Raw genomic sequence first — 15591 nt, forward strand, 5'->3', positions numbered from 1 at the left:
TACCACAACATTTTAACAGTCTTTTATCCAGACTATCATTTCCCCTGTTCCCCGGTTATTCCAAAGGTAATAGGGTACAAATTTTAACATTATCTCATTCAGGTTCGGGGGCCCGTCAAACCGATACAGGCTCTCTCCCCAGCCGCTGTCATCAGCAATCGTTCCCTGTGTGATGATGTCGACTTCACCGGCTTCCATCCCATCTGCGGCAAGCTGGTAACCGGCATGTTCTTTGATTCCTATTTTTGTCAGGCCCTTGCCGTTATCAATCTCTTCCAGACAATATACCAGAGGGCCTCTGGTGAGAGCGACCCGGCCGAGGTCGCTCTTTACATTGGGGTTGGCATAGTTCTTCTCAACTCTCATCGGGAATTCCAACGTAAGTTCATCTTCGTCCTTCCAGTCTCTTCTCAAATGCAGATATCCCTCCCTGCAGCTTCCCTCCGTGGGCTCTCCATTAAGCGTTACGGTATATCCGCGGGCCCACCCCGGAATTCTGAGAGCTAGATTGAAGTTCCCTCCGCCTCCTATAACCTTGATTTTCACCTTGCCCTCCCACGGGAAATTGCTGTCAACAATCAGCCTTGTGTTCCCAAAGGGCGTCTTTATCTCTCCACCAATGTAGAGATGCACGGCCATCGTGTTCTCAGAGAAGGCACAGGCATAATTCCCCAGTGAGGCAATCAGGCGGGCCAGATTAGGCGGACAGCAGGCACACCCGAACCACTTCTGTCTCTCCACAGCCACATGGCTTTTGCGCTGGTCTTTCCGGCAGGCCTCCGGATTCACTTCCAACGGATTCACATAGAAAAATCTTGTCCCATCCTGAGACATTCCGCTGAGACAGCCATTGTAGAGCGCGCGCTCAATCACATCCGCATATTCCCCCTTCAACTCCATTTCAAGCATTCGCCTTGCCCAGAAAATCAGGCCAACTGAAGCGCAGGTCTCTCCGTATATCTCATCATTAGGCAAATCATAATCAAAGGTAAAGGCTTCTCCATAATCCGAGGAACCTATTGCGCCGGTTATGTACATCTGCCGCCTTGTAACATTCTCCCAAAGCTCCTTTACGGCCGCCGTCAGCGTCTCGTCCCCGGTCTCCTTGGCGACTGACGCCATCCCAGAGTAAAGATATACCGCCCGCACCGCATGGCCTTCCGCCGTCTTCTGCTCCCTGACCGGCTTGCCGGCCTGATAATACTGGTATTGGAACAGACTCCGCTCCCAATAAAAAGAGCGTCCATTCTTTTCTATTTCCTCCTTAAAATACAGTGGTTCTTTTCCCCGCTCGTCAATAAAGTATTGCGCCAGTTTAAGGTAGCGCCTCTGCCCCGTCGTCTCATACAGGCGGACCAAGGCCATCTCCACTATTTCATGACCGGGGTAGGCGTGGATTTTTCCTTCCTCGGGGCCAAACGTGCCGTCGATACAATCAGCCAGTCTCTTCACGACCTCCAGAAGCTTTTCCTTGCCCGTACCATTATAATAGGCAATCCCCGCCTCAATCATATGCCCCGCGCAGTACAGTTCATGATGATCGGTCAGATTTGTCCAACGCTTATCCAGTCCATTAATAATATAGTAAGTATCCAAATATCCGTCGGGCTGCTGCGCTTTCTCAATGATATCTATCACACTGTCGGCAATGGTTTCCAGTTCTTCATCTTTTTTATAGAGGAGTATATACCCAACCGCTTCCAGCCATTTTGCCAGATCACTGTCCTGAAACACACAGCCGGCAAACGCTCCCTCTTCCATACCAGCGGCAATCTTGAAATTATGGATGCAGTGACTGGGCGCCGCGTCCGCAATCCGGTCGTTCAAGGCCTCCCACTGATAAGGTATCATCTTGTCCTTCACAATATCCAGCTTCGCCTTCCAGAAATTATCGGTGATTTTATAATCTCCGACTTCTATTGGCGTATAAAAAGTTTTCTTCATCGGTTGATTCCTCCATTCTAATCTTTAAACTGTCCTGGTAGACTCTCTTATAATCAATTCACCTCTGACTATTTGTTCCTTTTTAATCTCTTCTTTTCCTTCGATTTTCATCAACAATGTTCTGGCAGCAATTTGCCCCATCTCATATAGGGGTAAAGACACTGTTGTCAATGGCGGATTCATCCACTGGGAAAATTCAGTATTGTCATAGCCGGCTACAGAGATATCTCTCCCCACCACCAATCCCTTTTCCTGAATTGCCTGATACACACCGATACACATCTGATCATTTGCTGCGACTAATACGGTAGGGTACTCCGGAAGACTTAAAATATTTCTTGCCGCTTCACGGGCATCCTCTGCCATCCATTCTCCTCTTTCTATCCACTCATCCCGGACTGGCAAATCGTACTCCTGCATTTTTTTCTTAAATGTATTAAGTCTTATCACCGAGTTAAGGGAATTTTCGGGACCGCTGATATATCCAATTTTACGATGACCTATAGAATATAAATAGTCCATCAAATCAGATATCCCCGCAGCGTCATCTGTTAAAATATTGTTCCCTTCCTCGCTCATGCGGTTCACGTATACAGTGGGCAGCATTTTACTCCTCTTTACTTCAACATCTCTTCCCAATTCCGTAGCGGCGATGATAATTCCGGCAAACCGCATTCTCTCACATATGGATATACTGTCTACCTTGGCATTGTGCGCGTTCAAGGTCACTATCTCATAGCCTTCCTCCCGCACATATTCTTGTGCTCCATTTAATAAATCGTCAGTAAACCAAGACATCCTTGGCTGCAGGGATACAAGTGCTATAAGTTTGGATGATTTGTTGCGAAGCTGGCTTGCAATCATATTGACTTGATATCCCATCTCATCCGCCTTTTCTATAATCTGCTTACGAGTCACTTCCTTTACCATTTCCGGATTAGTAAAGGCTCTCGATACTGTGCTTATGCTTAGATTTAATTCTTTAGCAATATCACTGATTGTAACCATCTTTTCACATCCTTTTTGCAAACGTTTGCATTTTGTCTTTCTCATTATAAGACTCTTATTTTACTTTTGTCAATCAAAAATGCAAACGTTTGCAATTTCTGCCTGCGCAAAAAAACAGTCAGACTTCTACATCTGACTGTTTGTCTATTCTTAATTCATCCTTTGACTGGTTACTTGTCCTATAACAGCACTGCGATGTAATACACTGGAACCGCCGCGATCCACGCAATAGCAAATTGTCCAAATACAACTCCCAGCGCCCATTTACCGCCAAGCTCCCGTTTTATAGAAGCCACTGCCGCAGCACAAGGTGTATACAGCAGGCAGAATACGAGAAGGGAAGCGGCGCTGGCCGTAGTAAGCGTGCCAAGCAGTGCGTCCGTAGTGCCGAACAGGACTGTCAAGGAGGAAACAACACTTTCCTTTGCCATGAACCCTGTGACGAGGGCTGTGGATATTCTCCAGTCGCCAAAGCCAATGGGCGTAAAAATTGGAGAAATAAAACCTGCGGCGGCTGCCAGCATACTATCCTTGGAATCCGTTACCAGATGGAAACTCAAATCGAAGCTCTGCAGGAACCAAATCACAAGGACCGCAATGAAGATAATGGTGAAGGCCCTCTGAAGAAAGTCCTTGGCTTTATCCCAGAGAAGCTGGGCAACGTTTTTTGCCCCGGGCATCCGGTAGTTCGGCAGCTCCAGTACAAACGGAACCGGCTCCCCTTGAAACATTGTCTTCTTGAAAATAAGCGCCATCAAGATTCCTGCGGCAATCCCGAACAAATACAGTCCGATCATAACGAGAGCTCCGTGCTCGGGGAAAAACAGCGCTGTAAAGAATGCGTAAATCGGCAGTTTTGCTGTACAGCTCATAAACGGTGTCAGTAAAATGGTCATCTTGCGGTCTCTCTCGGACGGCAGTGTCCTGCTTGCCATCACGCCGGGAACTGTACACCCGAACCCGATCAGCATCGGTACAATACTGCGTCCTGACAATCCTAACTTGCGCAGGAGCTTATCCATAATAAACGCCACTCTGGCCAGATAACCGCTGTCCTCCAGAATCGATAAGAAGAAAAAGAGGGTAACGATAATGGGCAGGAAGCTAAGCACGCCTCCCACTCCGGTGAATATGCCGTCTACCACAAGGGAGCGCAGCACTTCATTGACTCCCGCCGCAGCCATAGCTTCGCTTACGAGGCCGGTGAGAGATGTGATTCCCATCTCCAGCAGGTTTTTAAGGCCTTCGCCGATCACGCTGAAGGTCAGCCAGAAGACCAAGGCCATAATTCCGATAAACGCCGGGATTCCAGTATATTTTCCGGTCAGTATCCGGTCCATTTTCCTACTACGGATACGCTCTTTGCTTTCATGCGGCCTTACAATTGTTTCTCCGCAGACCTTCTTTATGTAGTCAAAACGCATGGATGCAATCGCCGACGCCCGGTCAAGCCCGGTCTCCTCCTCCGTCTGGCGGGAAATATGTTCCAACGTTTCCGTCTCATTCTGTGTGAGGTTCAAATGTTCAAGAACCTTCCTGTCCCCCTCCAGAATCTTGCTTGCCGCAAAGCGCACTGGGATATCTACATCTTTGGCATGATCCTCGATCAGGTGCATTACTGCATGGATTCCCCTATGGATGCCTCCCGTGGATTCATCGCAAAAGTCTGTGTTCTCCGGACACTCCTGATACTTGGCGACGTGTATGGCATGCTTTACCAGCTCGTCAATCCCTTCTGCCCTTGAGGCTGAGATAGGAACCACCGGCACACCTAAATAGTCCTCCAGTTCATTCACCAGTACAGAGCCTCCGTTATCCCGCAGCTCATCCATCATATTCAGCGCTATAACCATAGGCATGTTCAGCTCCAGAAGCTGCATGGACAAATACATATTACGCTCAATATTGGTGGCATCCACAATATTGATGATGCCTTTTGGCTTTTCCTTCAGCAAAAATTCACGTGTGACAAGTTCCTCACTACTATATGGCGACATAGAATAGATTCCCGGCAAATCGGTCAGCAGCGTATTGCTGTGTCCTTTAATCACTCCGTCTTTCCGGTCCACCGTTACCCCGGGAAAATTGCCTACGTGCTGGTTAGAGCCTGTCAGCTGGTTAAACAGCGTCGTCTTCCCACAGTTCTGATTTCCCACAAGCGCAAAGGTGAGCACCGTGTCCTCCGGCAGAGGATTTTCTGTTTTGCGTTCATGGTACTTCCCCCCTTCTCCGTAACCCGGATGGGGAATGGTTTCCTTTTTTCGTCGCGCTGTTTTTTCCTGCTTTGCCTCATGGGGATTGCTTATCTCAATTTTCTTTGCATCCTCCAGACGGATAGTCAGCTCATACCCATGAATCCGAAGCTCTATAGGGTCTCCCATAGGGGCATATTTGACAACCGTCACCTCGGCGCCCTGTATCAGCCCCATATCCAAAAAATGCTGCCGCAAAGCCCCGTTTCCCCCGACAGAGAGGATTGTTGCCGTATTTCCAATTTTCAAATCTCTTAGCGTCATATGTCTCATCCTTCCGTTCTAGTTAGCAGATTCTAACTATCTCTCTTTATCATAATAGCATTTTTATGGAAAGAGTCAATATGTTCTGAGCGCTTGTTTCTATTTGGCTCAAAAAACTTTCTGATTGGATTAAGGTAACATTCACTGTTTTTCTCCAAGCCCATGCACCCGCAGAGCGCGAATGGCGTTGAGAACCGCCAGAATCATCACTCCCACATCCGCAAAAATCGCATACCACATGTTTGCGATACCCATGGCTCCCAAAATCAGACAGCCAAATTTAACCACCAGCGCAAAACTAATATTCTGGTACACGATGCGGATACATTTACGGGAGATTTTGACAGCCTTCGGAATCTGCATCGGGTCATCATCCATCAGCACTACATCCGCCGCCTCAATTGCAGCATCGGAGCCCATAGCCCCCATAGCGATGCCAATATCTGCACGGGTCAATACCGGGGCGTCATTGATTCCGTCCCCTACAAAAGCCAGTTTTGCCTTTTCCTGTTTTGCGGAGAGAAGCTCTTCTACTTTGGCGACTTTATCCGCGGGCAGCAGCTCGCTGTACACCTCGTCGATTCCCAGAGAACCGGCAACCTGCTCTGCCACACGCTTTGCGTCTCCGGTCAGCATCACCGTTTTTTCTACGCCCGCCCTTTTCAGCTCCGCGACAGCAGCTTTGGAGTGAGGCTTTACGATATCAGAAATCACGATGTGGCCGGCGTACTCGCCGTCAACAGCAATGTGGACAATCGTTCCCACAGAGTGACAGTCGTAATATTCAATGCCAAGCTCCTTCATCAGTTTGCTGTTGCCGATGGCAATTGTTCTGCCGTCCACCTGAGCCTTGATGCCATATCCGGCAATCTCTTCCACATCGCCTACCCGGCTCAAATCTATCTGGCCGCCATAAGCCTTTTGAAGGCTCTTGCTGATTGGATGGGAAGACGCACTCTCCGCCAATGCCGCATATTCCAAAAGCTTGGCGTTCTCCATCTCATTATGGTGGACGCCGCTGACTTCAAACACTCCCTGCGTCAGAGTTCCGGTCTTATCAAATACAACATATTTTGCCTGTGATAAGGTTTCCATATAGTTGGAGCCCTTGATCAATATCCCTTCCTTGCTGGCTCCACCGATACCGGCAAAGAAACTGAGCGGAATACTGATGACCAGCGCGCAGGGACAGCTGATAACTAAAAATGTCAGCGCACGGTAAATCCAGACACTCCACTGGGCCGGATTCCCCGCCGCCATCTGGATTAGAGGCGGAAGAAAGGCCAATGCCAGCGCGCTATAGCAGACGGCAGGTGTGTAAACTCTTGCAAACTTGGAAATAAAATCTTCGGATTTGGATTTACGGGAGCTGGAGTTTTCCACCAGTTCCAAAATTTTAGACACTGTTGATTCGCCAAATTCCTTCGTGGTCTGCACTTTCAGCACACCGGTCATATTGATACAGCCACTGATGACAGAATCCCCTGCCTTGGCGTCCCGGGGCAGGCTCTCGCCAGTGAGTGCACTGGTATTTAAACTGGAATTTCCCTCTGTGATAACTCCATCCAGCGGAATCTTTTCCCCCGGCTTCACTACGATTACACTGCCGATTTCCACTTCGTCCGGATCCACTTTCACTAACTTTCCATTCTGCTCCATATTGGCATAGTCAGGACGGATATCCATGAGCGCACTGATATTCTTGCGGCTCTTACCCACAGCATAGCTCTGGAACAATTCCCCAACCTGATAGAACAGCATCACGGCTATAGCCTCATTGTAGTCGCCGCTTCCGGAGTATAGCGCCAGCGCGAACGCCCCCACTGTGGCCACTGCCATTAGAAAATTCTCATCAAATACTCTGCGGTTCCAAATACCTTTTCCTGCTTTTTTCAAAATATCATAACCGATGACCAGATAATCAATCAGATAGCAGATCAGGCGCAGCGCTCCGGCAATCGGAATAACGTTCCATACAACTAGCATGGCGGCCGCAATCACAATGCGGGCCAGCATCCTTTTTTGTTTTTTGTTCATAATGACCCTCTCTTTCCATTTACCCCGTCAGACATATGAATCAAAGTACAATCTCACAGTCAGGCTCCACCTTTTTACATGCTCTGAGTACTTTCTGCATAACCGCTTTCGGCTCCTGTCCATCCACAAATTCTACCGTCATCTTCTGTGTCATAAAGTTGACAACAGCAGAAGCCACACCAGAAGTCTTGCGGGCCGCATCCTCCATCAAATTTGCGCAGTTTGCACAGTCTACCTCGATTTTGTAAGTTTTTTTCATGTGAATATACCCCTTTCTAGAATTCATTTTTAATTTTACAATTAAGCACTTGTTTAATTGTTATGACTGAAGTATAATACGGGTAAATGCACAAGTCAATGCCCCTCCGGCATCCCCTGCCAAACGGGCTAAATTCATTTCTATTTAGAGCAAAAAGGAGATATTTATATGGATATAATGAAATTACCGCATCAACATGGAGCGCAGGATACTTCTCATCACTTGCAAGAGCAGCTCTCACAAGTTCAAAACTTTCAGACCGTTTCCGAAGTTTTCCGGCAGTTAGGTGATACAAGCAGAATCCGCATATTCTGGCTGTTATGCCACTGTGAAGAATGTGTCATTAATATTTCTGCCATGATGGAAATGTCAAGCCCCGCTGTTTCCCACCACCTCCGCCTGCTGCGTAGTACCGGCCTGATCGTCAGCCGACGTATGGGTAAAGAAGTGTATTATAAAGCAGCCGACACCGAACAGAGCCGCCTGCTGCATCAAATGATAGAAAAAATAATGGAAATCACATGTCCCGATTAGAACAGGAGAATAAGATGAAGTATAATTTAGAACAAATAGAAACCGGCCTCTCCCAGCTTCCAGACGAAAACCGGATAGAAACATGCCGCCTACACCACGGTATAGAGCTTTCTTTTCTTACCCTCAAATCCGATAAGATAGCGCTCCCTCATGACGCGCTCAAACACATTTTGGAGATTAATTACTGCAGAGCCGGCCGTATAGGATGGAAAATGGCAAGCGGAGAGACTATTTACCTCGGCGCGGGAGATTACAGCCTGCATACGATGGACGCCTGTGCAAATTCTGTCATGACTTTGCCCAACGACTATTATGAAGGCTTCACACTTTGTATAGATTCGAACATACTTACCCAGAATCCCCCGGAACTTCTCGCCGGCACAGGAATCACCGGAGAATTTTTACTGAATAAGTTCTGTACAAACGGTACCCCTGCTTCCTTTGCCGGAAATGCAGAGACCGAGTCTATTTTCTCCGGTTTCTACGAGCAGCGGGAATCCTTCCGCCTTCCTTATCAAAAGCTAAAGGTGCTGGAACTGTTGCTGTACCTAGGCAAGCGTGATGTCTCTTCTAAAGAGCATTTAAGCGGCTATCAATCAGAGCAGGTTGAGATTATACGGAATATTCATCAGCTGCTGACCGAGCATATGGAGCAGCACTTTACAATTGAGTCTCTGGCAAAGCAGTATTTGATAAATCCTACCACCTTAAAAACCGTATTCAAGGCGGTTTATGGAAATTCTATCGCCGCCCACACAAAAGAACACCGAATGGAGCGGGCCGCCAGACTCCTGCTGCAAACCCAAGACAGTATCTCCAAAATCGCGCAGGCCGTAGGATACGGAAATCAGAGTAAGTTTACCGCCTCCTTCAAAGAATACTTTGGAGTGCTGCCGACAGAGTACCGCAAATATCATCATGAATAAAATTTTTATTAGTTTTTCCCCAACACCTGCACACACTCTTCCGTCCACTTGTTCATCACATCCACTTGTTCTGGTGTATGGAACCAATGCTCACCGTCCTTCATAACGGTGAGTGATGCATGAAACCGCTCCGCAAAATCCGTAACCGTATCCCGTGACGTCATCTGGTCGTGTTCAGCATAAAGGATATCAGTCCTGCACTGCCATTCCACAACCGGATGTGCTTTTGCATATTTATAATAGTCCCATGAAAGTGTCTCTCCGAAATCCGTAGGAATCAGCGATTCTGTCTCTAATCTCTCCTCAGATACCGCCGCCCACTGCATCATATTTTGAATCAGCTTCTCCATATCCAGCACGGGGGAAACAAATAAACATTTCACAAACTCCAAGCCACAAAAGCTCTGCATGGCAAACCATGCTCCAATGCTATTCGCCCTTAGTGCTGCCACTGTCCAATGCTGCCTCATATATTGCAAAACCATTTTCAATTCCGGCACAACGCACCATGGATTAAACCTATCCTTTTCCATTTTCCGCTCTCCGTGTTCCGGCAGGTCAATGCTAAGAACCTGCCAGCCCTTTGGGACGGCGATTCGGGCAAAGGACTCTGCTTCTTCTTTGAATCCCTGTTTCCCATGGATGAACAAGTAGCAGTTCTCGGAGGCCTCCCCATAGACAATTGCCGGAATTCTATCAATCATTATCTTATATTCTCTCATAACAGTCCACACCCTATTCCTTTCTTCCCAAATACCTGCGCACACACTTCTTATAACTTATGTACGCTTCACCAAAGGCAGCGGGTAAATATTTTTCTTCCTGCAATATCTGCAAATGCAGCATAAGAGTAGCAAACACTGAGGCGGCCAATAATATCCAGTTAAAAAACATAAGAAGGATTCCAAGATATACACAATCAAAACCTAAAAATGCCGGATTCCTGCTGATTTTATAGATGCCGGAAGTAATCATTTCCCGCTTGTCTTCCTCTGCAATTCCAGCCCTCCAGCTATCCCGCATAGTCACTACCGCAGCAGCAAAAATCATATCTCCGGCAATCCCCAAAAGCATCCCGATGATGATAACAGCAGCCGGGAAATCTGGCTTCACCACTAAAATACTTACTACCTCCACAAGTACTACAAAGTAGGTTGCTATTTTCATGACTAGTTCTGTATAAAATATCTTATCCCGCCTCTGCCTCTTTGCAATCTGGTCTGTACGTATGCCTTTTTTTCTCTGCAGAATCATTTTTCCTATATATACAACATAAAAAACCAGCAGAATTAAAATTGCTGTGATTCTCCAACTCATGCCCTTCTCCCTTCACCTTTTCGCCTCCTTTAAGGCTTATCCTTATCTCCCTCATCTATAAGTTTCATCCTCAGCCATTTTCTTTCGACTTTGGCATTATATTTTAATTCATACGTAGGAATCCCCGCAGCAATGGCCTTTTGTATCTCGTTAACTTCTTTTGAGAGTAATTCATGGCTTGCATACCAGCCTAAAAAGACAGTCGGTTCTCCCCAAAACGAAGAGCTTCCATTACCGACACCAAACAAGGCATATTGCGGAGACTTCTTTCCGCCCGCCATTTTGCCCGATGACATCACTTTATAACACGTTGCTATCACATTTTCATTTGGGGATGAGATGCAGATCGTCCCTGTAGCCTTTTGATTTTCTGAATTATAACTTTGGGCAATTTCTTCAGACATAAGGCTGTCCAAAGAAATATTTAATCTACTGGAAAGAAGCAGGAGCTTTTCAACTTCGGGATACCCTGACCCCTGCTCCCATTTAGAAACCGCTTGTCTGCTGACATCCATTATTTCCGCTAACTCTTCCTGTGACATGCCTTTTTCTTTTCTTATATTCTTCAAATTTTCTGCGAAACTCATAAAATACATCTCCCTTCATATTCTATGGTTACAATATATACTTTCATTGCCGGTTTCTCTACCAACCTATATTTGCTTATACGCAACTTGAAGTAGCGCCCTTTTAAAATTCAATTATTCTCTATTTTCTTCGCCCCAAATACATAGTTGGTCTAAAACTTTCATCAGAGATTTTCCTCTGTCGCTCAGGCTGTATTCAACCTTTGGCGGTATCTGGGGATATTCTTTCCTGATAATAAGCCTGTCTGACTCAAGTTCTTTCAGATGATTGCTGAGTGTTTTATCTGTCACATTTTTCAAATATCGTTTTAATTCATTAAACCTTACAATTTCAAACTCCATCAGACAGTAGAGGATAATCATCTTGTACTTTTTCTGTTGCATGCTACAATCATAGATAAGAGCATGCTGTTTGTCAATCCTATAAAAGAAAAGAGGTAATAACGATGAGAAAAAAGCTTAATATAACAGAAGGTATTTTTCCTATGCCCGTTTTGATGGTGGCAACTTACAATGAAGATGGCAGTGTGAATGTCATGAATGCCGCATGGGGCACTATGCAGGAAAGGGGCCATGTAGCCCTCAACCTGACAGAGACACATAAAACAGTTAAAAACATCAAGGCAAGGGGTGCGTTTACAGTAAGCATTGCCGATGCCGCCCATGTGGCCGAGGCGGATTATTTCGGTGTCGAGTCCGGAAACAGGGTTTCAAACAAATTTGAAAACAGTGGTCTTACCGCAAGTAAATCCGAGAAATTGGACGCGCCAGTCATCAATGAATTCCCACTCTGTCTGGAGTGCGAATTCATTGAGTATCAGGACGGAAAATACGGGTGTGGTGTTATCGGTAAGGTGGTAAACGTAACCGCAGATGAAAGTGTCATGACCGGCGATAAAATCGACATGTCCTTAGTAAACGCTATCGCCTTTGACCCATATACGCATGGCTACTATAGGGTGGCTGAAAGAGTTGGCGAAGCCTTCAAAGACGGTTTGCAGCTGAAAAAGTAATCGTATTTCATTAATCTGCCGGAACAAACTGCCCCAGATTTGCCTCCTGTTCAGCAAGGCTCATGTTAAAGAATCGCTCGCCCTTGTCCACCGCGCGGACGGCATCCATCTCCTCAGGGGTCAGTTCAAAATCAAAGATATCAAAGTTGTCACGAATATGCTGCGGATTGGCAGACTTCGGGAAGATGATATTCCCTTCCTGAATATGCCAGCGCAGTATAATCTGCACATTGCTTTTCCCATATTTCTTTCCCAGTGTGGTAAACACGGATTCATTAATCAGCCCCTCATCTCCATGGCCAATGGGATACCAGCTCTCAATGACTGTGCCATAGGGTGCAATACGCTCCTTGAGCGCGTTCTGCTGATAATATGGATGGCATTCCACTTGAAGAACGGCAGGTTTGATTACCGCGGCCTCACAAAGTTCTTCCAAACGTTCCGACTCAAAGTTGGAGATTCCAATCGAACGAACCTTCCCGGCTTCCACAGCCTTTTCCATATCCTTCCATGCCCCCAGATAGTCGCCGAACTGCTGATGAAGCAAAAGCAGGTCGATATAGCCGGTATCCAGTCTGGAAAGCATTTTGTCGATGGCTGCCGCCGTCTTGCCTTCTCCATATTCGCTTGGCCACAACTTGGTAGTAATCCATATCTCTTCCCGGGAAATTCTGCTCTCCCTTACCGCCGCTCCCACGCTCCGTTCATTCTGATAAGCATGTGCAGTATCAATATGCCGGTACCCCAGCGTCAGCGCCTCCAGAACCGCCCTGTAAGTTTCCCTGCCTTCCGGCACCATATAGACACCCATACCGAACTGTGGAATCTTGTTACCATCATTCAATGTGATATAAGTCTGTTTCATCTTTATTACCTCCTATTTGTCTTTTCAGTCTATTACTATTTCTCCGTTATAACCTTCGTCATGATACTTCCTGCACCGACGACCGTATTTTCTTCATTCCCCTCTCGTAAATCCAGTTTGATTTCTTCCATGATTCACATTCTATATTTTATAAAAACCATGTAAGAACTGGTATAGGGAACTATCCTTTTAGTTTTCCATAATCCTCGTCTGAAACCGCTTCACACCATTCTGTAGAAGCGTTCTCTGCCGGGACTTCTATAGCCAGATGCGTAAACCAGCTATCCGGCGCCGCACCATGCCAGTGCTTCACACCTGTCGGGATATGAACGACATCTCCCGGCTGAAGCTTTCTTGGCTCCTTCCCCCATTCCTGATAATAGCCTGCCCCGGCTGTACAAAGAAGCATCTGTCCGCCGTTTTTGTCTGCATGGTGAATATGCCAGTTGTTACGGCAGCCCGGTTCAAAGGTTACATTGCCCACCACGACCTGTTCTGTAGAAATCATGTTCAGATAGCTCTGTCCCACAAAGTATTTGGCAAATACATCATTTTTCTCCCCCATAGGGAATATCATCTGTTCTATTACTTCCTGTTTTGTACTCATAATCTTCTCTCCTATTCTGATTGTGTTTTCTTATTCACTCTATACCTAAACATCCCCGATAAAATTATTCCGCCGCTTTGTTCACACACTGCAGCACATTTAAACTTCTCGGATAACCGATATAAGGGAGACACTGGGAAATCACACGGATTAAAAACCGCCTGTCATTTCCCAGTTTCATATTTGCCGCCGCATGGCTTATAAGCTGCGGCTCGCACCCACCCTGCGCCGCAAGAAAGCAGAACGTAATCATCTCTCTCTGGCAATAATCAAGACCGCTTCTCGTGTAGAAATCTCCAAAACAGTTCTCTGCAAGCCAGCGGTTGATATGCCGGGATTCCTGCGGCCCGGACTTGTAAAACTCCCTCATACCCTCGCCGAAAATATCCACCTGTGCTTGAATCCCCTTTTCCAGCCGGTCTTCCATTGTTGTCTTCGCCTGCCCTTCAAGAGGCAGCTGAATCCCCTGTTCTGTCAAGACCTCATTGGTTACTTTCAAAAACGGGAACACCCTGCCGATACCTAGATAGTCCACCGCCTGATAGACGATTTCCTTGATTTCCACCGGAGCCACCCCAAAGTTCATAGCCGCCGGAAGCATGGCCCTGTACTCATCCACTCCCTGACATCCCAGCAGTGCCGCAAGGATTGCCATGAACCTTGTCCTGTCCTCCAGCCCCTGCCCTTCTTCGTTGATAACTTCATCGAAGGCAAAGTTATCGAACCGCTCTATAAATTCCGGATCCGTCTCCCAAAGTGAAGAGTGGTATCCCGGAAACATTTTTTCATGATATTCTCTTGAACATTTCGTAATCGCCATAATACTACCTTCTTTCTATCTGCATTCTTTGAAATTTATTCCTCCGGTTTCAGTGGCCCATAGAAATAAGATGCAGTGGCCCCTCCGTCGATCAGAAAGTCTGCTCCTGTAATGAACGCTGCCTTATCGCTCATCAAGAGTTCCGCCACATTTGCAATCTCATCTGCTGTTCCCGGCCTTCCTGCCGGACATTTTGCAAACATATTCTTATAAAAATCTCCCCTCGGCCCGTTAAACTCGTCAACCGCAAGAGGAGTCACAACGATTCCCGGTGAGATAGAATTGATTCTTGCACCCTTTTTCCCCCACTTAACAGCTTCCGCCATGACACGTTTTTCATTACACCGTTTCGCCATCTGATACGCGTGAAGCGTATCTTTGATATTCTCCGGCTTCAGCACCTCCAAATTCAGCAGTTCTTCTGTCGGCGTCGTGGCAAGCTGCGCGTCCACTTCGGCGCTCAGAGCCGGCATACGATGCCCGGACTGGCTGGAAATAGTCACGCCTACGCCTCCTTCTTTGATAACTTTACCAACCTCTTCCAAAAGCACGGCTGTCCCATAAAGATCCACATTTAAAATAGCCTCTACCGGAGCTTGGCTGGGAGACACCCCTGCCGCGTTGATCAACGCAGTGATATCACCAAATTCCTTCGCCTTTGCAATGATATTTAGAATAGAATCTCTGGAAGACAAATCCATTTCTATCGCTTCCACGTCAAAGCCCGCATCGCTCATCGTCTTTGCAATAGCCTGCGCATGTTCCGGATTCTTGTCTCCGATAAGGATTTTCTTTCCATAGCCAGTCCTCCTTGCAATCGCCATCCCAATCTGTCCTGCTCCCGTTAATATCACTACATCTTTCATTTTTTTCTCCTTTCTTTTACAAACCATGCCCGGCTGCCCAGCTCTGAATATCAGACTTCAATTCCTCACCAGTTGGGATAATAAAATGTAGCCCTTCACTGTTATGCGTTGAAAACACTGGCTTTAACAGCATATAAAACTGTGTTTTATGTATGCTTTTTTCTGTTATTTTAGCACCTTTGAGGTGACTCGTGAATTTCTCTTTAGTTTACTATGTATAAACTCAGTGTTGATACACTACATCTGTAAAATATTATAATTAGCAATTCAACCCTCAGTTTTACTGCGTAAT

At 46.6% G+C, this 15591-nt stretch carries 16 protein-coding genes; 3 read left to right on the top strand and 13 right to left on the bottom strand.

All coding sequences use genetic code 11. The annotated features are described in order from the left end of the window. Positions 1-12: 12 nt before the first annotated feature. From BN6465_RS09405 to BN6465_RS09425, 5 genes are all read right to left on the bottom strand, one after another. Positions 13-1944, bottom strand: a complete 1932-nt coding sequence (locus BN6465_RS09405; protein ID WP_066733885.1) for a glycoside hydrolase family 127 protein — start codon at positions 1942-1944, stop codon at positions 13-15. A gap of 24 nt (positions 1945-1968) precedes the next feature. Next, positions 1969-2997, bottom strand: coding sequence for a LacI family DNA-binding transcriptional regulator (locus BN6465_RS09410; protein WP_066733889.1), 1029 nt, complete (start codon positions 2995-2997; stop codon positions 1969-1971). Between the two features lie 134 nt (positions 2998-3131). Next, positions 3132-5468, bottom strand: coding sequence for a ferrous iron transport protein B (gene feoB, locus BN6465_RS09415; protein ID WP_066733892.1), 2337 nt, complete (start codon positions 5466-5468; stop codon positions 3132-3134). A gap of 141 nt (positions 5469-5609) precedes the next feature. Then, a complete protein-coding gene (locus BN6465_RS09420; RefSeq protein ID WP_066733893.1) occupies positions 5610-7505 on the bottom strand; it encodes a heavy metal translocating P-type ATPase in 1896 nt (631 codons plus the stop codon). Positions 7506-7545: 40 nt separating this feature from the next. Next, a complete protein-coding gene (locus tag BN6465_RS09425) occupies positions 7546-7764 on the bottom strand; it encodes a cation transporter (RefSeq protein WP_066733895.1) in 219 nt (72 codons plus the stop codon). Between the two features lie 168 nt (positions 7765-7932). Between BN6465_RS09425 and BN6465_RS09430 the strand changes: the two genes are divergently transcribed. Further along, on the top strand, positions 7933-8298 hold the full coding sequence (locus tag BN6465_RS09430) for an ArsR/SmtB family transcription factor (protein ID WP_066733897.1): 366 nt from the start codon (positions 7933-7935) through the stop codon (positions 8296-8298). A 14-nt stretch (positions 8299-8312) separates the two neighbouring features. After that, on the top strand, positions 8313-9224 hold the full coding sequence (locus tag BN6465_RS09435) for a helix-turn-helix transcriptional regulator (protein WP_066733899.1): 912 nt from the start codon (positions 8313-8315) through the stop codon (positions 9222-9224). Positions 9225-9232: 8 nt separating this feature from the next. Here the strand turns inward: BN6465_RS09435 and BN6465_RS09440 are convergent, their stop codons facing one another. From BN6465_RS09440 to BN6465_RS09455, 4 genes are all read right to left on the bottom strand, one after another. Continuing rightward, positions 9233-9946 carry an alpha/beta hydrolase gene (locus tag BN6465_RS09440; protein ID WP_066733902.1) on the bottom strand — a complete coding sequence of 238 codons (714 nt, stop codon included), beginning with the start codon at positions 9944-9946 and terminating at the stop codon, positions 9233-9235. A 13-nt stretch (positions 9947-9959) separates the two neighbouring features. Next, on the bottom strand, positions 9960-10541 hold the full coding sequence (locus tag BN6465_RS09445; protein WP_066733905.1) for a methyltransferase family protein: 582 nt from the start codon (positions 10539-10541) through the stop codon (positions 9960-9962). 29 nt (positions 10542-10570) lie between these two features. Then, positions 10571-11137 (bottom strand): helix-turn-helix domain-containing protein, encoded by a 567-nt coding sequence (locus BN6465_RS09450; protein WP_308013051.1) that lies wholly within the window; start codon positions 11135-11137, stop codon positions 10571-10573. 105 nt (positions 11138-11242) lie between these two features. After that, a complete protein-coding gene (locus tag BN6465_RS09455; protein ID WP_082891638.1) occupies positions 11243-11512 on the bottom strand; it encodes a winged helix-turn-helix transcriptional regulator in 270 nt (89 codons plus the stop codon). Between the two features lie 62 nt (positions 11513-11574). Between BN6465_RS09455 and BN6465_RS09460 the strand changes: the two genes are divergently transcribed. Next, positions 11575-12141 carry a flavin reductase family protein gene (locus tag BN6465_RS09460; RefSeq protein WP_066733911.1) on the top strand — a complete coding sequence of 189 codons (567 nt, stop codon included), beginning with the start codon at positions 11575-11577 and terminating at the stop codon, positions 12139-12141. Between the two features lie 10 nt (positions 12142-12151). Here the strand turns inward: BN6465_RS09460 and BN6465_RS09465 are convergent, their stop codons facing one another. The 4 genes from BN6465_RS09465 to BN6465_RS09480 all read right to left on the bottom strand — a co-directional run bounded on the left by BN6465_RS09465 (position 12152) and on the right by BN6465_RS09480 (position 15299). Continuing rightward, entirely contained in the window at positions 12152-13006 is an 855-nt protein-coding gene (locus BN6465_RS09465; RefSeq protein ID WP_066733913.1) for an aldo/keto reductase, read from the bottom strand. 181 nt (positions 13007-13187) lie between these two features. After that, positions 13188-13613 (bottom strand): cupin domain-containing protein, encoded by a 426-nt coding sequence (locus tag BN6465_RS09470; protein ID WP_066733916.1) that lies wholly within the window; start codon positions 13611-13613, stop codon positions 13188-13190. A 64-nt stretch (positions 13614-13677) separates the two neighbouring features. Continuing rightward, positions 13678-14433, bottom strand: coding sequence for a carboxymuconolactone decarboxylase family protein (locus BN6465_RS09475; RefSeq protein WP_066733917.1), 756 nt, complete (start codon positions 14431-14433; stop codon positions 13678-13680). Positions 14434-14468: 35 nt separating this feature from the next. Then, positions 14469-15299 carry an SDR family oxidoreductase gene (locus tag BN6465_RS09480; RefSeq protein WP_066733919.1) on the bottom strand — a complete coding sequence of 277 codons (831 nt, stop codon included), beginning with the start codon at positions 15297-15299 and terminating at the stop codon, positions 14469-14471. Positions 15300-15591: the final 292 nt, after the last annotated feature.

This window comes from Bariatricus massiliensis (assembly GCF_900086725.1).
In the GTDB taxonomy this organism is placed as follows: Bacteria; Bacillota; Clostridia; order Lachnospirales; family Lachnospiraceae; genus Allocoprococcus; species Allocoprococcus massiliensis.